Origin of the sequence: Streptococcus pseudopneumoniae (assembly GCF_001072665.1) — a bacterium.
Classification (GTDB): domain Bacteria; phylum Bacillota; class Bacilli; order Lactobacillales; family Streptococcaceae; genus Streptococcus; species Streptococcus pseudopneumoniae_S.
In genome coordinates, this window is record NZ_JVJI01000038.1 from 1 (window position 1) to 23,602 (window position 23,602).

A 23,602-nucleotide genomic window follows, 5' to 3' on the forward strand; every position below is an offset into this window, starting at 1 on the left:
GCTAGTTGATGCTGAAGCACTTGCTACCGCACTTGTCGATGCTGAAGCTGAGGCTACTGCACTTGTTGATGCTGAGGCTGATTGAGAAATGGATTTTTATTTCTTGGATCATTAGGATTATAGTTTGGATTCAGTCTATTTATCGCTTGTCCCATCAGAGGACCATCATAAGTAACGCCAGGAATAGGGTCTCCACCTCTTGATCCATATGAATGAATTCTAGTTCCATTTTTTAGTATAGAAACTTCGAGATCAATACTATCATCATTATAGACATCGAAATGAGTACCTTTTTTTATTTCAATATTTGGACCTGATTTACTTACAGAAGGTTTTGGCGTCGGTTTTGATGCAGTATACCCTGTTGGAACACTTGCCGATAGAACCCTAGAAGCATTCCCTTGAGTATTTTGCCCGATAGGTGCCGAGCTAACCTGAACCTGCATATTAGCAGTACCATTCGATACATTGTTATCGTATTTAACTTTGACTACAATCGTACCGTTTAAGTTTCTATTTTGTCCATGTCTGTAATTATAAACAATTTCGGAACCCTGAGTAAAGGTTTTGTCCATAGAGTAGCCGTTAAATGTTGCACTTTGGACATGGCCTCCTCGGCCGACATCTATTTTAACACCTACATTGCTCAAAGCACTATTAGCCTGAACATTTATCGTAAATGTTGCAATGCCAGTCGCCTTATCAAAGCTACCTACAGGCTCACTAACTGTCATGCGACTATCGCCCTGCTGAGGAGCCCAACTTGCTCTTAGAGAAGCATCGCGTAACATAGTTTGGCCATTACGGGCATCACGCGCTCCTGATTGCGCTCTTAAAACAGCATTGACAATAGAATTACGAGCCAAGGTAGCTTTTTTCACCACCTCTGTCCAGTCACTCGTTGGATCTGCTAAAGCTTTTTCAATAGCTGTCACTGCTGCATTTACCTTAGTAATTGCAGAATCAGTATTTGGTAAACCAGCAGCCTTCGCTAAGTATTCACCCATTTCAGCTGAAAGCTTGGTTAACTTCTTACGATTTTCTTCATTTTTCTTTACAGAGGCTTCTACAGATGACAAGGTTGCAGCTGTCGCTCCCACTAAACTTGTTGTATCTGAATTTGTTTTAACAGTGTTTGACTCAATAGTAGCAGGCTTCAAAATTGATGAATCAATCTTGTCAACCTTTGATTCACTTTGAGTCGATGCTTTCTTCTCATCTTGAATTTCAGATACAGTTTTTTCTGAAGAAGCTCCTACAGATGTTGACACGCTACTTGTTTGGCTAGCAGATTGACTCAAACTAGTTGACATACTTGCAGAATCTGAAGCACTAGCGCTGGCTGAAGATGATGTGCTAGCTGAGGCACTAACCGACGTACTAGCGGAAGCACTTGCTGAGGTGCTGGCTGAAGTACTAGCCGAGGTGCTAGTAGAAGCTGATTCTGAAATCGAAGCGCTTTCGCTTATAGAAGTAGACAAGCTAGCAGAATTTTCCGAGTTACTTAGAGATGTCGTACCCAAAACTACTGTATCATTTGTAACCAAAAGATCTGGATTTTCCAGCGTTTTTTCCACGGCTACTGTTTCATTTGCAAACACTTTTGTTTGAGTAGCAACACTACCACCTAAAACAGCCCCTGTGGCAGCAAGCCCCTTGATAATATCCAAACCTGAAATAGAAGGATTTACTTTATCCTCTACTACTTCAGTCATGACTTGCGTCGTATCTACACCACCACGCAAGACCTTGAACAAACCAAAAAGAGAGGTTGAAGCGCGCAACCAATGTTTTCCTGATTTGATTAACTTATACCGCGTCACTCGATCGGTTTCTCTGTACTCACCTTTTTGACGTCTAAAAAACATGTTTTACCCTTTCCCTACATACCAAAAGTGGACAATCCACCCTATTTTAATCATACCTTTAAAGTATACTTTAAATGCAAACGCTTGTCAAGAAATTTGATATATTTTTATATAATATTACCATTCAAATATTTTGAAATATCGAACCATTTATAAGTTCTCTAACAACATCTAATACCTTTGTATAAAAAGCCTCAAATAACTTTTTAAAATATATATAGCTAAATTTATTTTAGTAGTAAAAAGTATATAACGTTCGGATTTTCAACATATTATATAAACAAAATATAAAAACTTGACTATTCATGTTTCATTGATAAATTCATAATGTAATGCAAAAAATACTATCGAAGTACATCTTGTGACAATAGATTTTCATAAAAAATTGCTTCGAATCAACTCGATTCTCCCTGTAACTCCTATCAAAAATGCCCACAATTAGATTATAATCATGGGCATTCTATTGATGTTTTTTCTAGTTAGCTAGGCCATTATCTCCCCGTCACGACAGAAAAGCCCACGAATCGATACCATTCGTGGATTTTTCCTAGTAAAGCATTTAGGTAAACCGATTGTTACACTACGACACGGAGTTTGGCAAATCGATTTCATTTGCCAAACGTAGTTAGTAAAGCAGTTAGCTAGACTACTTCCTACCAGTTACGACGGAAAAATCCACGAATCAATATCATTCGTGGATTTTTCCTAGTGAAGCGTTTAGGTAGACCGCCATAGCGGTTACCGTCAAATGACAGCAACTTTATGTTGCTAGTCATTTGTAACGATTTACATCTTCTCTTCCAACTCTACATCTGGATACTTGTCCGCAAACCAACGGAGGGCAAAGTCATTTTCAAAGAGGAAGACTGGTTGGTCAAAACGGTCTTTGGCCAAGATATTGCGACTTGATGACATCCGTTCATCCAAGTCCTCAGGCTTGATCCAACGAACGGTCTTTTTACCCATCGGGCTCATAACCACTTCTGCATTGTACTCGCCTTCCATGCGGTGTTTAAAGACTTCAAACTGGAGTTGACCAACAGCACCCAGCATATACTCGCCTGTTTGGTAATTCTTATAAAGCTGAATGGCTCCTTCTTGCACCAATTGCTCAATTCCCTTGTGGAAGGATTTTTGCTTCATGACATTCTTAGCGGAAACTTTCATGAAAATTTCAGGTGTAAAAGTTGGCAGTGGTTCAAATTCAAACTTGTTTTTGCCAACAGTCAATGTATCCCCAACCTGATAAGTACCTGTATCATAAACCCCGATGATATCACCCGCCACGGCATTGGTCACATTCTCACGACTTTCCGCCATAAACTGGGTAACATTAGACAATTTAGCCCCCTTACCAGTACGAGGCAGATTGACACTCATCCCGCGCTCAAACTCACCCGAAACGATACGAACAAAAGCAATACGGTCACGGTGTCGAGGGTCCATGTTGGCTTGGATTTTAAAGACAAATCCTGAGAAATCCTTGTCATAAGGATCCACAATTTCACCATCTGTTTTCTTGTGACCATGTGGTTCTGGAGCAAACTTGAGGAAAGTCTCAAGGAAGGTCTGCACACCAAAGTTAGTAAGGGCTGAGCCGAAGAAGACAGGTGTCAATTCTCCAGCAAGGATTGCTTCCTCTGAAAACTCATTTCCAGCTTCATTTAAAAGCTCAATATCATCTTTGACTTGCTCGTAGAAAGGATTGCTACCAAAAAGCTTGTCCCCATCTTCTAGACTGGCAAAACGCTCATCCCCTTTATAAAGTTCCAAGCGTTGGTTATAAAGGTCATACAAGCCTTCAAAGGCTTTCCCCATCCCAATTGGCCAGTTCATCGGGTAACTCGCAATACCCAAGACTTCTTCTAATTCTTGCAAGAGGTCCAGTGGTTCACGACCGTCACGGTCCAGCTTGTTCATAAAGGTAAAAACTGGAATACCACGGTGTTTCACAACCTCAAATAATTTCTTGGTTTGCGCCTCGATACCCTTGGCAGAGTCCACGACCATGACCGCAGCATCCACCGCCATCAAGGTACGATAGGTATCTTCTGAGAAGTCCTCGTGCCCTGGGGTGTCGAGGATATTCACGCGTTTTCCGTCGTAGTCAAATTGCATAACAGATGATGTCACCGAAATCCCACGTTGCTTCTCGATATCCATCCAGTCAGACTTAGCAAAAGTCCCTGTTTTCTTTCCTTTTACGGTACCAGCCTCACGAATCTCGCCCCCAAAGTAGAGCAACTGCTCAGTAATGGTAGTTTTCCCCGCGTCCGGGTGAGAGATGATGGCAAAGGTACGGCGTTTCTTAATTTCTTCTTGAATATTCATAAGTTCTCTTTCTTTGATTCTCTATTTTTCTTGTTTCAATAGCTAAGAATGATTTCTACATTGGATTTTACCATTCCTTTCAACACTCCATTATATCGGATTTTAAGTAGTTTTTCAATTGCTCATCCGATGAAAAAAGTTAGCTAGAGCACTGATTTCACCTAGTTTCTCTTTTTCCACCGTTTTTTGAACAAGATATCAAAAAGAACCAGAGCCAGTGAAAGGATGACGGACACAAGTAGGTACTTTAGCCACAGGGGGGCATCAGGAATAAAAGGTGTCTTATTTAACAAGCCATAATTCCCACCAGTCACCTGATTAATCCCAACTAGAAAGAGATTGAGGATAAAGGTATAGACTACAATCATATATTTCTTGAGTAGGCTCTTGTCATAGTGATCCATCAAGTAGACCAAGGAATTCACTAGAAGGGCATAGTGCCCAATCAAAAATGAAAAACTGGTAATATGGGGGAAGTCATAGGGGTCAAAAACTGGGTAAACCAGTGCAAAGACAGCTCCACTTGCTCCTAAGAGGGCAAAGTACTGCTTGCTTTTCCATTTATCAGGCAAGAAAACCACAGCAAACATAGCTAAACGGCAATGATAAAATGGGAGACTATTAGAAAAGGGAATCCCAAAACCAACATACCAACTATAGAGTGCTAGCAACTGGAGGATCTGAATCCCCTTAAACAAGTATACAAATTTCGGATTTTTGTGATAAGCAAGTGCCCCATAAATACAAAGCATTAAGACCAGCATCATAACCCCATACCAAAAAAGTGAAATGGGAGGAGGGACTGTCTGAGTTCTGGTGATAAATTGATGGAACATGTTTCTATCCTAACTCTTATTTTTTCTTTTTTCTAGTTTAACTATTATAGCGAATTAAAAACGATTTTTCAATTTCTATTTCTTTTCAGTTTGGCTCCCTTATTTATAGGAAAATATGGTAAAATAGAACAGACTCAAAATCATCATTTCACGAAAGGATGCAAGATGAAAATTACGCAAGAAGAGGTAACACACGTTGCCAATCTTTCAAAATTAAGATTCTCTGAAGAAGAAACTGCTGCCTTTGCAACTACCTTGTCTAAGATTGTTGACATGGTTGAATTACTGGGCGAAGTAGACACAACTGGTGTCGCACCTACTACGACCATGGCTGACCGCAAGACTGTACTCCGCCCTGATGTGGCCGAAGAAGGAACAGACCGTGATCGCTTGTTTAAAAACGTACCTGAAAAAGACAACTACTATATCAAGGTACCAGCTATCCTAGACGATGGAGGAGATGCCTAATGACTTTCAACAATAAAACCATTGAAGACTTGCACAATCTCCTTGTCTCTAAGGAAATTTCAGCAACTGAATTAACACAAGCTACGCTTGAAGATATCAAGTCTCGCGAAACAGCTATTAACGCTTTTGTTACCATCGCTGAGGAGCAAGCCCTTGCTCAAGCTAAAGCTATTGATGAAGCTGGAATCGATGCTGATAATGTCCTTTCAGGAATTCCACTTGCAGTTAAGGATAACATCTCTACAGACGGCATTCTCACAACTGCTGCCTCAAAAATGCTCTATAACTACGAGCCAATTTTTGATGCGACAGCCGTTGCTAATGCAAAAGCTACAGGAATGATTGTCGTAGGTAAAACTAACATGGACGAATTTGCTATGGGTGGTTCAGGTGAAACTTCACACTACGGAGCAACTAAAAATGCTTGGGATCAAAGCAAGGTTCCTGGTGGGTCATCAAGTGGTTCAGCTGCAGCTGTAGCTTCAGGCCAAGTTCGCTTGTCACTTGGTTCTGATACTGGTGGTTCTATCCGCCAACCTGCTGCCTTCAACGGAATCGTTGGTCTCAAACCAACCTACGGAACAGTTTCTCGTTTCGGTCTCATTGCCTTCGGTAGCTCATTAGACCAAATCGGACCTTTTGCTCCTACTGTTAAGGAAAACGCCCTCTTGCTCAATGCGATTGCCAGCGAAGATGCCAAAGACTCTACTTCTGCTCCTGTCCGCATTGCCGACTTTACTTCAAAAATCGGTCAAGACATCAAGGGCATGAAAATTGCTTTACCTAAGGAATACCTTGGTGAAGGAATTGACCCAGAGGTTAAGGAAACCATTCTGAATGCCGCTAAACACTTCGAGAAACTCGGTGCCATCGTCGAAGAAGTTAGCCTTCCTCACTCAAAATACGGTGTTGCAGTTTACTACATTATCGCTTCATCTGAAGCTTCATCAAACTTGCAACGCTTTGACGGTATCCGTTACGGCTACCGCGCAGAGGATGCGACTAACCTTGATGAAATCTATGTAAACAGCCGTAGCCAAGGTTTCGGTGAAGAGGTTAAACGCCGTATCATGCTAGGTACTTTCAGCCTTTCATCAGGTTACTACGATGCTTACTACAAGAAAGCTGGTCAGGTCCGTACCCTCATCATCCAAGATTTCGAAAAAGTCTTCGCGGATTACGACTTGATTTTGGGACCAACTGCACCAAGTGTTGCTTATGACTTGGACTCACTTAACCACGACCCAGTTGCCATGTACTTAGCTGACCTCTTGACCATCCCAGTCAACCTGGCAGGTCTCCCAGGAATTTCGATTCCAGCTGGATTCTCTCAAGGTCTACCTGTCGGTCTACAATTGATTGGTCCTAAGTACTCAGAAGAAACCATTTACCAAGCTGCTGCTGCCTTTGAAGCAACAACAGACTACCACAAACAACAACCCGTGATTTTTGGAGGTGACAACTAATGAACTTTGAAACAGTCATTGGACTTGAAGTCCACGTAGAGCTCAACACCAATTCAAAAATCTTCTCACCTACTTCTGCCCACTTTGGAAATGACCAAAATGCCAATACAAATGTGATTGACTGGTCTTTCCCAGGAGTTCTGCCAGTTCTCAATAAAGGTGTTGTCGATGCCGGTATCAAGGCAGCTCTTGCCCTCAACATGGACATCCACAAAAAGATGCACTTTGACCGCAAGAACTACTTCTACCCTGATAATCCCAAAGCCTACCAAATTTCTCAGTTTGATGAGCCAATCGGCTATAATGGCTGGATTGAAGTGGAACTAGAAGACGGTACAACTAAGAAAATCGGTATCGAACGTGCCCACCTAGAGGAAGACGCTGGTAAAAACACCCATGGTACAGATGGCTACTCTTATGTTGACCTCAACCGCCAAGGGGTGCCATTGATTGAGATTGTATCTGAAGCTGACATGCGTTCTCCTGAAGAAGCCTACGCTTACCTAACTGCCCTCAAGGAAGTTATCCAGTATGCTGGTATTTCTGACGTTAAGATGGAAGAAGGTTCTATGCGTGTGGATGCCAATATCTCCCTTCGCCCTTATGGTCAAGAAAAATTCGGTACCAAGACTGAGTTGAAGAACCTCAACTCCTTCTCAAACGTTCGCAAAGGTCTTGAATACGAAGTTCAACGTCAAGCTGAAATCCTTCGCTCAGGTGGTCAAATCCGCCAAGAAACACGCCGCTACGATGAAGCCAACAAGGCAACTATCCTCATGCGTGTCAAGGAAGGTGCTGCAGACTACCGCTACTTCCCAGAACCAGACCTACCACTCTTTGAAATCTCAGACGAGTGGATTGAGGAAATGCGTACAGAGTTACCAGAGTTTCCAAAAGAACGCCGAGCTCGCTACGTATCTCAACTTGGTTTGTCAGACTACGATGCTAGCCAGTTAACCGCAAATAAAGTCACTTCTGACTTCTTTGAAAAAGCTGTTGCCCTCGGTGGCGATGCCAAACAAGTCTCTAACTGGCTCCAAGGGGAAGTCGCTCAGTTCTTGAATGCTGAAGGCAAGACACTAGAACAAATCGAATTGACACCAGAAAACTTGGTTGAAATGATTGCCATCATCGAAGACGGCACGATTTCTTCTAAGATTGCCAAGAAAGTCTTTGTCCACCTAGCTAAAAATGGCGGTGGCGCGCGTGAATACGTGGAAAAAGCAGGTATGGTTCAAATCTCAGATCCAGCTGTCTTGATTCCAATTATCCACCAAGTCTTTGCCGATAACGAAGCCGCAGTTGCCGACTTCAAGTCAGGCAAACGCAACGCAGATAAGGCCTTTACAGGCTTCCTTATGAAAGCAACCAAAGGCCAAGCCAACCCACAAGTTGCCCTTAAACTCCTTGCCCAAGAATTAGCGAAGTTGAAAGAAGATGAATAACAGACTTTTTATATACCTTTTTCTATTTTAGAAAGAAGAAAAAATGAACAAATTTTTACGATTGCTATTTGTTTTAGTCATCATCGCTATGCTAGGCGCTTCTATACTACAAATTTTCTTTCCATCATACATGGGAAGTCACTCCGGGTATGGAATCTCTGCTGGTTGGCAACGAGAAATTGGAATATGGAACCTAGCTGTATTGATTCTTATTCTCGGTGTCAATATTAAGTACGATTGGTTCTATCTACGAATCGTGCTTCTCGCTCTCATCTTCGGTGGGATTGGAATAGGAACAAATCACTTAGTCAATTTTATGGAGTATCATTCTCCTGTAAATGCTATCGGTGCTTTCGAAAATTACTTGCTAGCGACGGGGTGGATTGTAGGGTGGCTCATTGAACATCATTCCATAAAGAAGATAACTGCTAGTAAATAACGACAAGTATATCTTAGATAATTTTTAAAGATTATAATATAGTTTAATAATCATTTAAATTAAGAAATCTACCTTTTCATTAGCCTCAATGCCAATCAAGAACTCTTTAACAAACGTGCTAAACAAGAGATTAACAAGTTTTGGACAAGTCTATATGGGATTGAAGCAACCAATATCCTTCTTGAAGACCTCAGCTACGACCAAGAAAGTCTTTGTCCACCTGGCTAAAAATGGTGGTGGCGCGCGTGAATACGTGGAAAAAGCAGGCATGGTTCAAATCTCAGATCCAGATATCCTGATTCCAATCAGCCACCAAGTCTTCGCCGATAACGAAGCTGCTGTTGCCGACTTCAAGTCAGGCAAACGCAACGCAGACAAGACCTTCACAGGATTCCTTATGAAAGCAACCAAAGGCCAAGCCAACCCACAAGTCGCCCTTAAGCTGCTTGCCCAGGAATTGGCAAAGTTGAAAGAAGATTAATATATAAAAGAAACCAGCCTTGAGGTTGGTTTTTTCGCTCTTACCAAATCCCATTAACTATTTTGGCTTTATTTCCAGAAGATTTTATGGTAAAATGAAGAGTAATAATATTTATTAAAGAGGTAAAAACATGATTGAAGCAAGCAAATTGAAAGCTGGTATGACATTTGAAACTGCAGACGGAAAATTAATCCGCGTTTTGGAAGCTAGCCACCACAAACCAGGTAAAGGAAACACAATCATGCGTATGAAATTACGTGATGTCCGTACTGGTTCTACATTTGACACAAGCTACCGTCCAGAAGAAAAATTCGAACAAGCTATTATCGAAACTGTTCCAGCTCAATACTTGTACAAGATGGATGAAACTGCCTACTTCATGAATACTGAAACTTACGACCAATACGAAATCCCAGTCGTAAACGTTGAAAATGAATTGCTTTACATCCTTGAAAACTCTGATGTAAAAATCCAATTCTACGGAACTGAAGTAATCGGTGTAACTGTACCAACTACTGTTGAATTGACAGTCGCTGAAACACAACCATCTATCAAAGGTGCTACTGTTACAGGTTCTGGTAAACCAGCGACTATGGAAACTGGACTTGTTGTCAACGTTCCTGACTTCATCGAAGCTGGGCAAAAATTGATCATCAACACTGCAGAAGGAACTTACGTTTCTCGTGCCTAATCTCTAGAAAGAGGTCATTCTATGGGAATTGAAGAACAATTTGGCGAAATCGTTATCGCTCCACGTGTACTTGAAAAAATCATTGCCATCGCAACTGCTAAAGTTGATGGTGTCCACTCATTTTCAAATAAATCCGTATCTGATACCCTATCAAAACTCTCTCTTGGTCGTGGCGTCTACTTAAAAGAAAGCAACGAAGAACTAACTGCTGACATTTATCTCTATCTTGAGTACGGTGTAAAAGTACCAAAAGTTGCTCTTGCTATTCAAAAAGCGGTCAAAGATGCTGTCCGAGATATGGCTGATGTGGAACTTGCTGCTGTCAACATCCATGTTGCAGGAATCGTTCCAGATAAAACACCAAAACCTGAGTTGAAAGATTTATTTAACGAGGACTTCCTCAATGACTAGTCCATTATTAGAATCTAGACGCGAACTTCGTAAATGCGCTTTTCAAGCTCTTATGAGTCTTGAATTCGGCACAGATATGGAAACAGCTTGTCACTTTGCCTACACGCATGACCGTGAAGATGCAGATGTGCAAATCCCTGCCTTTCTTCTGAACTTGGTTTCTGGCGTTCAAGCTCAAAAAGACGAGTTGGATAAACAAATCAACCAGCACCTCAAGTCAGGCTGGACAGTTGAACGCTTGACCTTGGTCGAAAAAAACTTACTACGCTTGGGTATCTTTGAAATCACATCATTTGATACACCTCAGCTGGTAGCAGTCAATGAAGCCATTGAACTTGCTAAGAATTTTTCAGATCAAAAATCAGCCCGTTTTATCAATGGACTGCTTAGTCAATTTGTAACAGAAGAAAATGAATAATCGAAAAGGTGTTTGGTCTTCCAGGCACCTTTTGACTTTCCCCTTGGTATAAAGTAAGAACCACATAAAAACTAGAACTGACTGCCAGCTCTAGTTTTTATGTATTCTGAAGTATTAGTATTTTCTAAATCGTTGGTAACGCTCTTCCAACAACGCTTCTAACGGTTTTTGCGAAAGTCTAGCTAGCTCAGCTTGGAGTTCTTTTTTGACATTCTTAATTAATTCTTTGCTAGAAAGTCCTGCTTCAGAAATCACCTTGTCCACCACGTCCATTTCTAGCAGTTCATGAGAAGTGATTTTCATCAGCTCTGCCGCTTCCATGGCACGAGTTCCGTCCTTCCATAGAATGGAAGCAAAGCCTTCTGGGCTGAGAATGGCATAGATAGAATTTTCCAGCATCCAGACACGGTCTGCAACTGCTAGAGCCAAAGCCCCACCTGAACCACCTTCACCGATAATGATGGCGATAATCGGAACTTTCAGATCACTCATTTCCATAAGATTGCGAGCGATAGCTTCCCCTTGACCGCGTTCTTCCGCTCCCACACCAGGATAGGCACCTGCAGTATTGATAAAGGTCACAACTGGACGGCCAAATTTTTCAGCTTGTTTCATCAACCGTAGGGCCTTGCGATAGCCTTCTGGATGTGGTTGTCCAAAATTCCGTTTGAGGTTGTCTTGCAAGCTCTTGCCTTTTTGGATACCAACCACTGTGACAGCTTGATCTCCAAGCCAGCCAATACCACCGACAACTGCACCATCATCACGAAAAGAACGGTCACCGTGTAATTGGATAAATTCATCAAAAATGCCTGTCGCAAAGTCCAAGGTTGTCAAGCGACTCTGCTCACGCGCTTCTCTGACTATTTTTGCAATATTCATCTAGGACACCCTCCATGCAATCTGACTAGGCTAGCAATCGTATCTGGCAAATCTCTTCTTTTGACAATAGCATCTACAAAGCCATGTTCCAGTAGGAATTCTGCCTTTTGAAAATCCTCAGGCAAGTTTTCACGAACCGTATTTTCAATCACACGACGCCCAGCAAAACCAACCAAGCTCTGTGGTTCAGCCAGAATGATATCGCCCTCCATAGCGAAAGAAGCTGTCACACCACCTGTCGTTGGATCTGTCAAAATGGTCAGATAAAAGAGACCAGCATTTGAATGGCGTTTAACCGCTGCAGAGATCTTGGCCATCTGCATGAGACTCATGATTCCTTCCTGCATACGGGCTCCACCAGATGCTGTAAAAAGAACAACTGGCAATTTTTCAACAGTCGCATATTCAAATAATCGAGTGATTTTTTCACCTACAACCGTACCCATAGAAGCCATGATAAAGTTAGAATCCATAATCCCAAGAGCCACAGTCTGACCTTTTATAAGAGCAGTTCCTGTAACAACGGCTTCATCCAGACCTGTTTTTTCACGCATAGTTGCTAGTTTCTTTTGATAACCTGGGAAATGCAAGGGATCCTTGCTTTCAATCCCTGTAAACAATTCCTTGAAGGTTCCCATATCAATCGTCAAAGCCAAGCGTTCTTGGGCAGAAATACGAAAGGTGTAACTACAGTGCGGACAGATACGCTCACTTCCCAGATCCTTCTGATAGATGGTATGCTTACAGCCTGGACACTGGGAGAATAATTCATCTGGAACCTCTGGCTTAGCTTGAGGTTTTTCCCTAACCGAACGATTGGGATTGATTCGAATATACTTATCTTTTTTACTAAATAGAGCCATTGATTCCCCTTTTCGGTTTAAACTCTTGAAGTCATTTTATTCTTTTTCTTGATATTTAGGTAAGAAGGTTTCCATCAAGAAGGAAGTATCGTAATCTCCAGCAATGACATTGCGATCTGAAATGAGGTCAAGCTGGAAATCTGCATTGGTCTGCACCCCTTCTATCTCTAATTCATAGAGGGCACGTTGCATTTTCATCAAGGCGTCAAAACGATTTTCGCCGTGTACGATGATTTTGGCAATCATACTATCATAATAAGGTGGAATGGTATATCCTGGATAAACTGCTGAATCCACGCGCAAGCCAACTCCACCACTTGGCAGATGGAGATTAGTAATCTTACCTGGACTTGGAGCAAAGTTAAAGGCTGGATTTTCTGCATTGATACGACACTCGATGGCATGACCGCGTAGGACAATATCTTCTTGCTTAACAGACAGGGGCTGACCTGCCGCAATGCGAATCTGTTCCTTAACGATATCCACACCTGAAACAAACTCTGTTACTGGATGCTCTACCTGAACACGTGTATTCATTTCCATGAAATAGAAATTGCCACTTGCTTCATCAAGCAGAAACTCAATGGTCCCTGCATTCTCATAGCCAACAGACTCTGCAGCTCGAACAGCAGCCGCACCGATTTCATGACGCAACGTTTTTCCGATTGCAATTGAAGGGCTTTCTTCCAAAACCTTTTGATTATTCCGTTGAAGAGAACAATCCCGTTCCCCCAAGTGAATCACATTCCCATGTTCATCTCCTAGGATTTGAACCTCGATGTGACGTGCTGGATAGATAACCCGTTCTATGTACATAGCACCATTGCCATAATTGGCCTTGGCCTCACTAGAGGCAGTTTCAAAGGCTGAAACGAGGTCTTCTGGTTTTTCAACCTTACGAATCCCTTTACCACCTCCACCTGCTGAAGCCTTGAGCATAACAGGATAGCCAATTTTTTCAGCAACAATCAAAGCTTCTTCAGAGTTATGCACTTCTCCATCCGAACCTGGAATGACAGGCACACCAGCTTTAATCATCTGAGCACGCGCATTGATCTTATCCCCCATCATATCCATAACATGACCAGATGGACCGATAAACTTGATACCAACTTCTTCACACATGGTTGCAAATTTGGAATTTTCACTGAGAAATCCAAAACCTGGGTGAATGGCTTCTGCCTCAGTCAAGACTGCAGCTGATAGAACCGCATTAATATTGAGATAAGACTCTGTTGCCTTGCCAGGACCGATACAAACTGCTTCATCTGCTAAAAGCGTATGCAGGGCTTCCTTATCAGCAGTTGAATAAACCGCCACCGTTGCAATCCCCAGTTCACGCGCCGCACGGATAATACGAACCGCAATTTCACCACGATTGGCAATTAAAATTTTTCGAAACATGGAGAACCTCCTTAGTTCCCAATTGCAAAGGTAAGAGTACCACTAGCTACAAGCTTGCCATCCACTTCAGCCTTTGCTTCAACCACGGCAATCGTGCCACGACGTTTGACAAAAGTCGCTGTCATAAGCAATTGGTCTCCAGGCACAACTTGCTTCTTAAATTTAACCTTGTCCATACCAGCGTAAAAGACCAGTTTTCCTTTATTTTCAGGCTTAGACAACTCCAAGACACCAGCTGTTTGCGCCAAGGCTTCCATAATCAGAACACCTGGCATGACAGGGTATTGAGGAAAATGACCGTTGAAGAAGGGCTCGTTAATGGTCACATTTTTGATAGCAACAATAGTATCCTCGCTCACTTCCAACACACGGTCTACTAGGAGCATAGGATAACGGTGGGGAAGGGCTTCTTTGATTCCTTGAATATCGATCATTTGATACGTACCAATCCTTTACCAAACTCAACCATTTCTTCGTTAGAAACGAGAATTTCCGTTACCACACCATCCTTAGGAGCTGGGATTTCATTCATGACTTTCATAGCTTCGATGATCACCAATGTTTGACCTTTTTTGACACTATCACCAACTGAAACGAAGGCAGGTTTATCAGGTCCAGCAGCCAAGTAAGCCACCCCAACAAGTGGGCTCTCTACAACATCTCCCTCAGCAGCTACACTTGCTTCAACTGAAGCAGGAACTTCTTCCACTACAGTTTCTACTGGAGCAGATGTTGAAGCTACTGGACTTGGTGTTGCTACAGCAGGCGCAGGAGCGACCTGAGGTGCAACTTCAGGCACAAGTCTAGCTTCATTCTTGCTAAACTGTAACTCATCCGTCCCATTTCTATAAGAAAATTCTCTCAAACTTGACTGGTCAAATTGGGCCATCAAGTCTTTAATATCGTTTAAATTCATAGTTATTTATTCTCCCAACGTTTGAAAGCAAGAACTGCATTGTGGCCACCAAAACCAAAAGTATTTGAAATAGCGTATGGAATTTCTTGCTCCAAGCCTTGTCCATAAACGACATTGGCTTCGATATAATCTGATACTTCACTTGTTCCAGCTGTCATTGGAACAAAGTTATGACGCATAGCCTCGATTGTTACGATAGCTTCTACTGCACCTGCAGCACCCAGCAAATGTCCTGTGAATGATTTGGTTGATGATACAGGTACTTCCTTACCAAGAACAGCTACGATCGCACCACTTTCTCCTTTTTCATTAGCAGGAGTTGACGTTCCGTGAGCATTGACATAGGCTACTTGCTCTGGAGAAATCTCAGCTTCTTCCAAGGCTAGTTTGATGGCCTTGATAGCTCCCTGACCTTCTGGATGTGGTGAAGTCATGTGGTAGGCATCACAAGTATTTCCGTAACCAACCACTTCAGCAAGGATAGTAGCCCCACGTTTTTCAGCGTGTTCAAGGCTTTCAAGAACCAACATCCCAGAACCTTCACCCATGACAAAACCATTACGGTCCTTATCAAATGGAATGGAAGCACGAGTTGGATCTTCTGTAGTTGAGAGAGCAGTTAGGGCTTGGAAACCAGCAATAGCAAAAGGTGTGATAGAGGCTTCTGAACCACCTACCAACATAACGTCTTGGAAACCAAATTTAATTGAGCGGAAGGCATCCCCAATCGCGTCATTTGATGAAGCGCAGGCAGTATTGATGGATTTACAAACACCGTTTGCTCCAAAACGCATAGCAACATTTCCTGAAGCCATATTTGGTAAGGCTTTTGGAAGGGTCAATGGTTTCACACGTTTTGGTCCTTTGTCATTTAGGCGAAGCACTTGATCTTCAATTTCTTTGATTCCACCAATACCAGAGGCCACGATAACACCAAAACGATCTTTATCAAGAGCCTCTACATCCAAATTGGCATGATTGACAGCTTCTTGGGCTGCATACAAGGCATACAAAGAGTAGTTATCAAAACGGTTGGTATCTTTCTTAACAAAGTATTTATCAAAAGGAAAATCTTGAATTTCTGCTGCATTATGCACATCAAAGTCACTATGATCAAATTTTGTAATTGGACCAATTCCGATTTTTCCACTTGTCAAACTATTCCAAAATTCTTCTGGTGTATTTCCGATTGGAGATGTCACTCCATAACCTGTTACTACTACACGATTTAGTTTCATCTTTTTCACCTCTAGCTTCTGCTACATACTGAGGCCGCCATCAATGGCAACCACTTGACCAGTTAGATAATCTTGGCCTGCTAAAAATACTGTTAAATCTGCAACCTGCTCTGCTTGACCAAATTCTTTCATAGGAATTTGCGCCAGCATGGCATCTTTTACCTTGTCCGATAGAACAGCTGTCATATCGGACTCAATCATTCCAGGTGCAATAGCATTAACCCTGATATTGCGATTGGCTACTTCACGCGCCACAGACTTGGTAAAACCAATCAAACCAGCCTTAGAAGCTGCATAGTTAGCTTGACCGATATTTCCCATCAAACCAACAACACTAGACATATTAATGATAGCACCTTCTCTGGCTTTCATCATCGGTTTCAAGACTGATTGTGTCATGTTAAAGGCGCCAGTCAGGTTAACCTTGAGAACTTTTTCAAAATCTGCTTCTGTCATCTTGAGCATTAGGGTATCTTGGGTGATCCCTGCATTGTTAACCAAAACATCTACTGAACCCAGCTCTGCAATAGCTTGCTCAACCATACGCTTAGCGTCTGCAAAATCTGATACATCTCCTGAAATAGGAACCACCTTGACACCATAGTTTGAAAACTCGGCTAGCAAGTCCTCTGAGATTGTCCCACGACTGTTTAAGACGATATTGGCTCCTGCTTGAGCAAACTTGTGGGCAATGGCAAGACCAATTCCACGACTCGAACCTGTAATAAAGATATTTTTATTTTTTAGTTGCATTCTTTTCTCCTGTTTCCTCTTGTATTTATGGGAGAAGGGATTACTTGTTTTCTAGCAAGGCTTCTAAACTAGCCTGATCTTCAACAGTGGCTAGTTTAACTGTCTTATCAATTTTTTTGACAAAGCCTGACAAGACTTTCCCCGGTCCAATCTCGATAAAGTTGGTTACGCCTGCTTCTTGCATAACTGCAATACTTTCATAGAAACGAACTGGCTCCTTGACCTGACGCGTCAAGAGTTGAGCAATGTCTTCTTTTTGCATAACTGCAGCTTCTGTATTGCCAACTAGAGGACAAGTAAAATCTGAAAAACTTACCCGAGCTAGAGTTTCAGCTAGCTTCTGGCTAGCAGGCTCAAGGAGAGCGGTATGAAAAGGACCTGAAACCTTGAGAGGAATCAAGCGTTTAGCTCCAGCTTCTTGCAAGAGTTCAACAGCTCGATCAACTGCAACCACTTCTCCACCAATCACAATTTGTGCAGGTGTATTATAGTTGGCTGGGGTAACCACTCCAAGTTCAGAAGCTTTTTGACAGGCTTCTTCAATGACCTCTACTGGCGTATTGAGAACTGCTACCATCTTGCCAGAACCAGCAGGGGCCGCTTCTTCCATATAGGCTCCACGCTCAGCTACCAAGGCAACCGCATCTTCAAAATCCAAGGCACCGCTGGCCACCAAGGCAGAATATTCTCCAAGGGACAAACCAGCAACCATATCAGGCTGATAGCCCTTTTCTTGCAATAAACGATAGATAGCAACTGAAGTCGCTAAAATAGCTGGTTGCGTATAGCGGGTCTGGTTAAGTTTTGCTTCTTCTGTATCAATAAGATGACGCAAATCGTAACCAAGTACCTGACTCGCTTGATCAATCGTTTCTTTAACAATCGGATACTGATCATAGAGATCCCGTCCCATACCTAGATACTGGGCACCTTGGCCAGCAAATAAAAAGGCTGTTTTAGTCATTTCTTACAACTCCTGCCCAACGAGAGGCCTCTTCTTGAATTTTCTTAGCTGCTCCGTAATACAAATCTTTTAGGATTTCTTCAACGGTTTCTTCTTTGGAAACAAGCCCTGCAATTTGACCTGCCATGACAGAGCCTCCATCCACATCTCCGTGAACAACCGCTTTGGCTAGAGCACCTGCTCCCATTTGTTCAAAAATTTCCAAATCTGGATTTTCTTGTTTAAAAGCATCTTTTTCAGCTTGTTCAAAATCACGAGTCAACTGATTTTTAATCGCACGAACAGCATGTCCAAAGTGTTGAGCTGAAATCGTAGTATCAATATCTCTAGCTTTTAAAATTTTCGCCTTATAATTTGGATGGGCATTAGACTCTTTTGCAACGACAAAGCGAGTTCCAACCTGAATAGCTTCTGCACCTAGCATAAAGCCAGCAGCAGCACCTTCACCATCCGCAATCCCTCCTGCAGCAATAACAGGAATAGATACAGCAGCAGCAACCTGGCGCACCAAGGTCATGGTTGTTAATTTACCGATATGCCCCCCGGCCTCCATTCCTTCTGCAATAACAGCGTCCGCACCGATTTTTTCCATGCGTTTAGCTAAAGCAACACTAGGCACAACTGGAATAACCGTGATACCAGCAGCATGGAAGCGTTCCATGTACTTGCTTGGATTTCCTGCGCCTGTTGTAACTACCTTAACTCCTTCCTCGATAACGAGGTCTACAATATCTTCCACAAAGGGAGACAAGAGCATGATGTTGACACCAAAGGGTTTATCAGTCAATGATTTGATTTTATCAATATTTGCCTTGACAACTTCTTTAGGGGCATTCCCCCCACCAATAATCCCTAGTCCTCCAGCCTTGGAAACAGCTCCTGCCAAATCACCATCAGCAACCCAGGCCATTCCTCCTTGGAAAATAGGATAATCAATGTTCAATAATTCTGTAATACGTGTTTTCATAGTGCCTCCATCATTTCTTGCTTACGTAATAGTTCGATACCATCATAATTTGACAATCAAACTATTGCCTAAACAAGAGGGAGCGGGTTTCCCTACTCCTTCTATTTATATTCTGTTTATTTTGTTTGCTCTTCAACGTAGGCAACCAAGTCACCAACTGTTTTCAAGTCATCTTCTGCTTCGATTTGGATATCAAAAGCATCTTCGATTTCTGAGATTACTTGGAACAAGTCCAATGAATCTGCGTCCAAATCATCAAAAGTTGATTCAAGTGTTACTTCTGATGCGTCTTTTCCAAGTTCTTCAACGATAATTTCTTGTACTTTTTCAAATACTGCCATGATAGGACTCCTTTAAAATAAATAGTTTTTTATAACAATGTGTTCACCACATGATTACCTAAATTGTAAGAATGAGCGTGCCCCATGTCAAACCTCCACCGAAGCCTGATAGCAGAACAGTCTGACTACCATCTAGACGGATGAGGCCTTGTTCTACACACTCTGAAAGTAAAATCGGGATACTGGCTGCACTGGTATTGCCATATTCCATCATATTGGCTGGAATTTTATCTCGGTTAACACCGATTTTTCTAGCCATCTTATCCAAAATACGGTCATTAGCCTGATGAAGTAGCAGATAATCCAAGTCTGTCGCCTCTATAGGAGATTCATCAATAGTCTGCTTGATAGACTTGGCTACGTCCCGAATAGCAAAATCAAAGACTGCACGCCCATCCATCTTCAAAAATGAATCTGCACTTTCTTGATCTGAAAACGGAGAATGCAAGCCTGAATGTCCATAAGTTAGACACTCGCTACGACTCCCATCACTATTGAGACTCTCTACTAAGAAATGCTCTTGCTCGCTAGCTTCTAACAAGACACCACCAGCACCATCTCCAAACAAAACAGCTGTTGATCGGTCTGACCAATCGACTGCTTTAGAGAGGGTTTCACTACCAATCACCAAGCCTTTTTGAAAGCGACCAGAAGCGATAAACTTTTCAGCAGTTGATAAGGCAAATACAAATCCACTGCAAGCTGCTGTTAGGTCAAAAGCAAAGGCCTTATTAGCACCAATATTGGCTTGGACACGAGCAGCTGTAGAGGGCATCATAGAATCTGGAGTAATAGTAGCTAGAATGATAAAATCCAGCTCTTCTCCTGTGATTTCAGCTTTTGCCATCAGTTTCTGAGCAACCTCTGTAGCCAAATCACTAGTAGATTCTGTTCTTGAAATATGCCTTTGTCGTATTCCCGTCCGACTTGAAATCCACTCATCATTGGTATCCATAATCTGAGCCAAATCATGATTTGTAACCACTTGCTCTGGCACATAATGAGCAACCTGGCTTATTTTTGCAAAAGCCATTATCTCAAATCCTCCAAAAATTGATAAAGATTAGTCAAACCTTTGCTCATAACCTCAATTTCTTGCTTACTCATACCATCAATGATTTTTTCAACCATGGCCTTGTGGAAGCGTTTATGTAGCCTATGAACCAAGCGACCTTTCTTTGTCAAATGCAGATGTACCACACGTCGATCATGTTCTGAACGAATGCGTTCAATGTAACCCTTACGTTCGAGATTATTCAAACTAGTCGTAACTGTCCCAAGAGTCACCATCAACTCTTTTGACACTTGACTTGGTGTCACATCTGGAACTTTTCCAATCACATCAATCGTATGCATTTCTTTGATGGAGATATCCTTGAAACGACTACCCCTCAAGCTAACTTCCTCAATAACGAGGACATTGTTAAATATAGACGTTAAGTATTCATTAATTCGTTGGTAGTCCAATCTTTCCTTCCCTCCTTTTCAAAAAAACTTTTAGAATCAAAACATTTGACAAAAGAATTATATCAAAGTTCAAAGAATGGTGCAAGTATTTTTTTATTTTCCTGTAAATTTAGGTCGTCTTCTTTCCGAATGAGCCCGAACTCCTTCTTTGAAATCCTCTGTTTTCGCTAGTGATTCCTGTAGGTTCAGTTCTAAAGCAGCATAATCTTGCCAGTCTTTAAATTGACTCTCCCAAACCAACTTCTTGATGGCAGCATAGGAATTAGCTGACCCGCGTCTCAATTTTTTAAGAAGCTGTTCTCTCGTCTTTTCAAGTTTATCAGCTTCAGAGACCCGATAAACAAGACCCCACTCCAGAGCTTTTTCTGCGGACAAAGCCTCACCTGTCATGGCTAATTGAGCAGCACGCGTCACACCAATACTTCGACTCAAGAGATGAATTCCTCCTGCATCCGGAGCCAAGCCAACTCCAACAAAGGCTTGGATAAATTTAGCCTTATCCGTTGCCAGACAGAAATCTGCAGCAACAGCCATATTTGCTGCGGCACCTGCAACAGCCCCATCAACCTCCATCAAGACAGGTTTAGCAATTTGCTTGATTTTATAAGAAATAGTATTGACCAATTCTGCGATTTTTGTCAATGATGGAATATCATCCTCATCCACCGCCCGCTTCATCTCTACTAAATCTCCCCCAACTGAAAAGACTTTGCCATTCGCATTGATCAAGATAAAATGCACAGCTGAATCCTCTTCCGCCATAGTCAAGGCTTCTAAAATCTCCTCACACATAGGAATATGGAAACCATTAGCGACATCAGGACGGTTTAAAGTAATAATTGCCAAATCCTCTTCAATCTGATAAATAATATGTTCCATCTGGACTCCTTTTTTATTTTTATAAGCAAGTTAAGTTATTTTATTATCAAAGTATATCTTTTTTATTCTAAAAAAGCAAGAATAAGAATGTAATAAGTGTCTCAGCCGATTTTAGATTCCTTATCTTTCCCTGTAAAATGGATTATTTTCTTCATTTGAAAAAAGGCTTTCTTTCTGCTATAATCGTATAAAATACTTACTTTAGGAGTCCTTATGAAGGTTGTTAAATTTGGAGGTAGTTCTCTTGCCTCTGCTAGTCAGTTAGAAAAAGTTTTAAACATTGTCAAAAGTGATTCAGAGCGTCGTTTTGTGGTCGTTTCTGCGCCCGGTAAACGCAATGCTGAAGATACTAAGGTTACGGATGCCTTGATTAAATACTACCGCGACTATGTTGCTGGTAACGATATTAGCAAAAGTCAGAACTGGATTATTGAACGCTATGCTGCTATGGTTAGTGAACTAGGACTAAAACCTGCTGTTTTAGAAAAAATCTCTAAAAGCATTCGCGCCTTGGCCACTCTTCCTATTGATGAAAATGAATTTCTCTACGATACTTTCCTAGCAGCTGGTGAAAATAACAATGCTAAATTGATTGCTGCCTATTTTAACCAAAACGGTATCGATGCACGCTATGTTCACCCTAGAGAAGCTGGTATTGTGGTCACAAGTGAACCTGGTCACGCTCGCATCATTCCATCAAGTTATGACAAGATTGAGGAATTGACAAATACAAATGAAGTTCTTGTCATTCCTGGTTTCTTTGGAGTTACCAAGGAAAATCAAATCTGTACCTTCTCACGTGGAGGATCAGACATTACAGGTTCTATCATTGCTGCAGGTGTTAAGGCCGACCTCTATGAAAACTTTACGGACGTTGATGGTATCTTTGCAGCCCATCCTGGTATTATCCACCAACCACACTCTATCCCTGAGTTGACCTATCGTGAAATGCGTGAGTTGGCCTATGCAGGATTCTCAGTCCTTCATGACGAAGCCCTTCTTCCTGCCTACCGTGGAAAAATCCCTCTCGTTATCAAGAATACCAACAACCCTGACCATCCAGGTACTCGTATCGTTCTAAAACATAGTAGTGATGAATTCCCAGTTGTGGGAATTGCTGGTGATTCTGGCTTTGTCAGCATCAACATGTCTAAATACCTCATGAACCGTGAGGTGGGATTTGGACGCAAGGTTCTGCAAATCCTTGAAGATCTTAACATCGGTTGGGAACATATGCCAACAGGTATCGACGATCTTTCAATCATCCTCCGTTCTCGCGAACTAACTCCTATCAAGGAAGAAGAAATCCTTCGTCAGTTGGTTCAAAAGGCTGAAGTAGACCATGCAGAAATCGAACACGACCTTTCTATCATTATGATTGTTGGTGAAAAGATGAAGAGCCATATCGGAGTAACTGCTACTGCGACACGCGCTCTATCTGAAAACAAGATCAACATCCAGATGATGTCGCAAGGTTCTAGTGAAGTTTCTATTATGTTCGTTGTCAATAAAGACCAAGAGAAAGCAGCAATCAAAGCCCTCTACAATGCCTTTTTCGGTGAAAGTAAGGAAGACTAACCATGGCCCAATCTCTTAACAAAACAGTGCTTCTCAATACAACAGGTACCTCCTACCTCTCTATAGCTGGGAAAGTTGGGAAATTTCTTGTCGGAGATCAGGCTCTGGAATTTTACCCAGATGTCAATGTCGAACAATTTATCCAGATTCCTTGGAGCCATATCAACCAGATTGGGGCCAATGTCACTGGGCGAAAAATCAGTCGCCACTTCGAAGTCTTTACAGACAGAGGAAAATTCCTCTTTGCTTCAAAAGACTCAGGTGCCATTCTTAAAATTGCTCGCGAAAAACTGGGCAATGACAAGGTCGTCAAACTTCCGACCCTGATTCAGACAATTAGCCAAAAATTTAAAAATCTATTTGCAAAAAAGTAGAAACTTTAGTATAATCATAGCAACGGATAAGTAGGTTATCTTCTTCTTTCAGAAAGTCTGCGGGTGCTGCGAGCAGATAGGAGGGATAGGTGAAATTCTACCGTTAGTAACAATTACATACA

Annotated in this window: 26 protein-coding genes and 2 pseudogenes; 11 read left to right on the plus strand and 17 right to left on the minus strand. The window is 42.0% G+C overall.

Annotated features, from left to right (window positions below):
• Positions 1 to 53 precede the first annotated feature (53 nt).
• From ADH52_RS11755 to ADH52_RS02790, 4 genes are all read right to left on the minus strand, one after another.
• Positions 54 to 1,868, minus strand: a complete 1,815-nt coding sequence (locus ADH52_RS11755; protein WP_049509976.1) for an accessory Sec-dependent serine-rich glycoprotein adhesin — start codon at positions 1,866 to 1,868, stop codon at positions 54 to 56.
• A 653-nt stretch (positions 1,869 to 2,521) separates the two neighbouring features.
• Complete coding sequence (locus ADH52_RS11760; protein WP_275043576.1) at positions 2,522 to 2,644, minus strand: hypothetical protein; 123 nt, start codon at positions 2,642 to 2,644, stop codon at positions 2,522 to 2,524.
• 10 nt (positions 2,645 to 2,654) lie between these two features.
• The gene (locus ADH52_RS02785; RefSeq protein ID WP_001025437.1) at positions 2,655 to 4,199 is read right to left on the minus strand and encodes a peptide chain release factor 3; all 1,545 of its coding nucleotides are present in this window, start codon (positions 4,197 to 4,199) and stop codon (positions 2,655 to 2,657) included.
• Between the two features lie 161 nt (positions 4,200 to 4,360).
• A complete protein-coding gene (locus ADH52_RS02790) occupies positions 4,361 to 5,035 on the minus strand; it encodes a TIGR02206 family membrane protein (protein WP_049487040.1) in 675 nt (224 codons plus the stop codon).
• 165 nt (positions 5,036 to 5,200) lie between these two features.
• Here ADH52_RS02790 and gatC point away from each other — a divergent pair, with 165 nt between their 5' ends.
• The 9 genes and pseudogenes from gatC to nusB all read left to right on the plus strand — a co-directional run bounded on the left by gatC (position 5,201) and on the right by nusB (position 10,854).
• Positions 5,201 to 5,503, plus strand: a complete 303-nt coding sequence (gene gatC / locus ADH52_RS02795) for an Asp-tRNA(Asn)/Glu-tRNA(Gln) amidotransferase subunit GatC (RefSeq protein WP_000705419.1) — start codon at positions 5,201 to 5,203, stop codon at positions 5,501 to 5,503.
• Positions 5,503 to 6,969 carry an Asp-tRNA(Asn)/Glu-tRNA(Gln) amidotransferase subunit GatA gene (gene gatA, locus ADH52_RS02800; RefSeq protein WP_049487039.1) on the plus strand — a complete coding sequence of 489 codons (1,467 nt, stop codon included), beginning with the start codon at positions 5,503 to 5,505 and terminating at the stop codon, positions 6,967 to 6,969. The genes gatC and gatA overlap by 1 nt, the downstream gene beginning before the upstream one ends.
• Positions 6,969 to 8,414: an Asp-tRNA(Asn)/Glu-tRNA(Gln) amidotransferase subunit GatB gene (gene gatB, locus ADH52_RS02805; protein WP_049487038.1), complete on the plus strand. Its 1,446-nt coding sequence runs from the start codon at positions 6,969 to 6,971 to the stop codon at positions 8,412 to 8,414. The genes gatA and gatB overlap by 1 nt, the downstream gene beginning before the upstream one ends.
• Positions 8,415 to 8,457: 43 nt before the next feature.
• Entirely contained in the window at positions 8,458 to 8,853 is a 396-nt protein-coding gene (locus ADH52_RS02810; protein WP_049487037.1) for a hypothetical protein, read from the plus strand.
• A gap of 81 nt (positions 8,854 to 8,934) precedes the next feature.
• Positions 8,935 to 9,066 (plus strand): annotated as a pseudogene (locus ADH52_RS11650) (SPFH domain-containing protein); the annotation flags it as partial.
• A pseudogene (locus tag ADH52_RS02815) lies at positions 9,041 to 9,334 on the plus strand (glutamyl-tRNA amidotransferase); the annotation flags it as partial. The pseudogenes ADH52_RS11650 and ADH52_RS02815, both read left to right, overlap by 26 nt.
• Positions 9,335 to 9,464: 130 nt before the next feature.
• Complete coding sequence (efp, locus tag ADH52_RS02820; protein ID WP_000568643.1) at positions 9,465 to 10,025, plus strand: elongation factor P; 561 nt, start codon at positions 9,465 to 9,467, stop codon at positions 10,023 to 10,025.
• Between the two features lie 21 nt (positions 10,026 to 10,046).
• Complete coding sequence (locus ADH52_RS02825; RefSeq protein WP_000510575.1) at positions 10,047 to 10,436, plus strand: Asp23/Gls24 family envelope stress response protein; 390 nt, start codon at positions 10,047 to 10,049, stop codon at positions 10,434 to 10,436.
• Positions 10,429 to 10,854: a transcription antitermination factor NusB gene (nusB, locus tag ADH52_RS02830; RefSeq protein ID WP_000203638.1), complete on the plus strand. Its 426-nt coding sequence runs from the start codon at positions 10,429 to 10,431 to the stop codon at positions 10,852 to 10,854. Before ADH52_RS02825 ends, nusB begins: the two co-directional genes overlap by 8 nt.
• A gap of 114 nt (positions 10,855 to 10,968) precedes the next feature.
• On the opposite strand, the gene ADH52_RS02835 is transcribed toward nusB, so the two are convergent.
• The 13 genes from ADH52_RS02835 to ADH52_RS02895 form a co-directional block, all read right to left on the minus strand.
• Entirely contained in the window at positions 10,969 to 11,736 is a 768-nt protein-coding gene (locus ADH52_RS02835; RefSeq protein WP_049487035.1) for an acetyl-CoA carboxylase carboxyl transferase subunit alpha, read from the minus strand.
• Positions 11,733 to 12,599 (minus strand): acetyl-CoA carboxylase, carboxyltransferase subunit beta, encoded by an 867-nt coding sequence (gene accD / locus ADH52_RS02840; RefSeq protein ID WP_049487034.1) that lies wholly within the window; start codon positions 12,597 to 12,599, stop codon positions 11,733 to 11,735. Before accD ends, ADH52_RS02835 begins: the two co-directional genes overlap by 4 nt.
• Before the next feature lie 36 nt (positions 12,600 to 12,635).
• Positions 12,636 to 14,003 (minus strand): acetyl-CoA carboxylase biotin carboxylase subunit, encoded by a 1,368-nt coding sequence (accC, locus tag ADH52_RS02845; RefSeq protein ID WP_045612209.1) that lies wholly within the window; start codon positions 14,001 to 14,003, stop codon positions 12,636 to 12,638.
• 11 nt (positions 14,004 to 14,014) lie between these two features.
• Positions 14,015 to 14,437 carry a 3-hydroxyacyl-ACP dehydratase FabZ gene (gene fabZ / locus ADH52_RS02850; RefSeq protein WP_049487033.1) on the minus strand — a complete coding sequence of 141 codons (423 nt, stop codon included), beginning with the start codon at positions 14,435 to 14,437 and terminating at the stop codon, positions 14,015 to 14,017.
• Entirely contained in the window at positions 14,434 to 14,919 is a 486-nt protein-coding gene (gene accB, locus ADH52_RS02855; protein WP_001052238.1) for an acetyl-CoA carboxylase biotin carboxyl carrier protein, read from the minus strand. Before accB ends, fabZ begins: the two co-directional genes overlap by 4 nt.
• A 2-nt stretch (positions 14,920 to 14,921) precedes the next feature.
• Positions 14,922 to 16,157, minus strand: coding sequence for a beta-ketoacyl-ACP synthase II (fabF, locus tag ADH52_RS02860; RefSeq protein WP_049487032.1), 1,236 nt, complete (start codon positions 16,155 to 16,157; stop codon positions 14,922 to 14,924).
• A 21-nt stretch (positions 16,158 to 16,178) separates the two neighbouring features.
• Positions 16,179 to 16,910 carry a 3-oxoacyl-[acyl-carrier-protein] reductase gene (fabG, locus tag ADH52_RS02865; protein WP_049487031.1) on the minus strand — a complete coding sequence of 244 codons (732 nt, stop codon included), beginning with the start codon at positions 16,908 to 16,910 and terminating at the stop codon, positions 16,179 to 16,181.
• A gap of 40 nt (positions 16,911 to 16,950) precedes the next feature.
• The gene (gene fabD, locus ADH52_RS02870) at positions 16,951 to 17,874 is read right to left on the minus strand and encodes an ACP S-malonyltransferase (RefSeq protein WP_049487030.1); all 924 of its coding nucleotides are present in this window, start codon (positions 17,872 to 17,874) and stop codon (positions 16,951 to 16,953) included.
• Entirely contained in the window at positions 17,867 to 18,841 is a 975-nt protein-coding gene (gene fabK / locus ADH52_RS02875; protein WP_049487029.1) for an enoyl-[acyl-carrier-protein] reductase FabK, read from the minus strand. Before fabK ends, fabD begins: the two co-directional genes overlap by 8 nt.
• Positions 18,842 to 18,957: 116 nt before the next feature.
• Positions 18,958 to 19,182 (minus strand): acyl carrier protein, encoded by a 225-nt coding sequence (locus ADH52_RS02880; RefSeq protein WP_000257838.1) that lies wholly within the window; start codon positions 19,180 to 19,182, stop codon positions 18,958 to 18,960.
• Between the two features lie 58 nt (positions 19,183 to 19,240).
• Positions 19,241 to 20,215: a beta-ketoacyl-ACP synthase III gene (locus ADH52_RS02885; RefSeq protein ID WP_049487028.1), complete on the minus strand. Its 975-nt coding sequence runs from the start codon at positions 20,213 to 20,215 to the stop codon at positions 19,241 to 19,243.
• A complete protein-coding gene (locus ADH52_RS02890) occupies positions 20,215 to 20,649 on the minus strand; it encodes a MarR family winged helix-turn-helix transcriptional regulator (protein WP_000386355.1) in 435 nt (144 codons plus the stop codon). Before ADH52_RS02890 ends, ADH52_RS02885 begins: the two co-directional genes overlap by 1 nt.
• A gap of 93 nt (positions 20,650 to 20,742) precedes the next feature.
• Positions 20,743 to 21,528, minus strand: a complete 786-nt coding sequence (locus tag ADH52_RS02895; protein ID WP_049487027.1) for an enoyl-CoA hydratase — start codon at positions 21,526 to 21,528, stop codon at positions 20,743 to 20,745.
• A gap of 213 nt (positions 21,529 to 21,741) precedes the next feature.
• On the opposite strand from ADH52_RS02895, the gene ADH52_RS02900 reads away from it, so the two are divergent.
• Positions 21,742 to 23,106 (plus strand): aspartate kinase, encoded by a 1,365-nt coding sequence (locus ADH52_RS02900; protein ID WP_049509980.1) that lies wholly within the window; start codon positions 21,742 to 21,744, stop codon positions 23,104 to 23,106.
• Positions 23,107 to 23,108: 2 nt separating this feature from the next.
• On the plus strand, positions 23,109 to 23,480 hold the full coding sequence (locus ADH52_RS02905; protein ID WP_000079350.1) for a DUF956 family protein: 372 nt from the start codon (positions 23,109 to 23,111) through the stop codon (positions 23,478 to 23,480).
• Positions 23,481 to 23,602 lie beyond the last annotated feature (122 nt).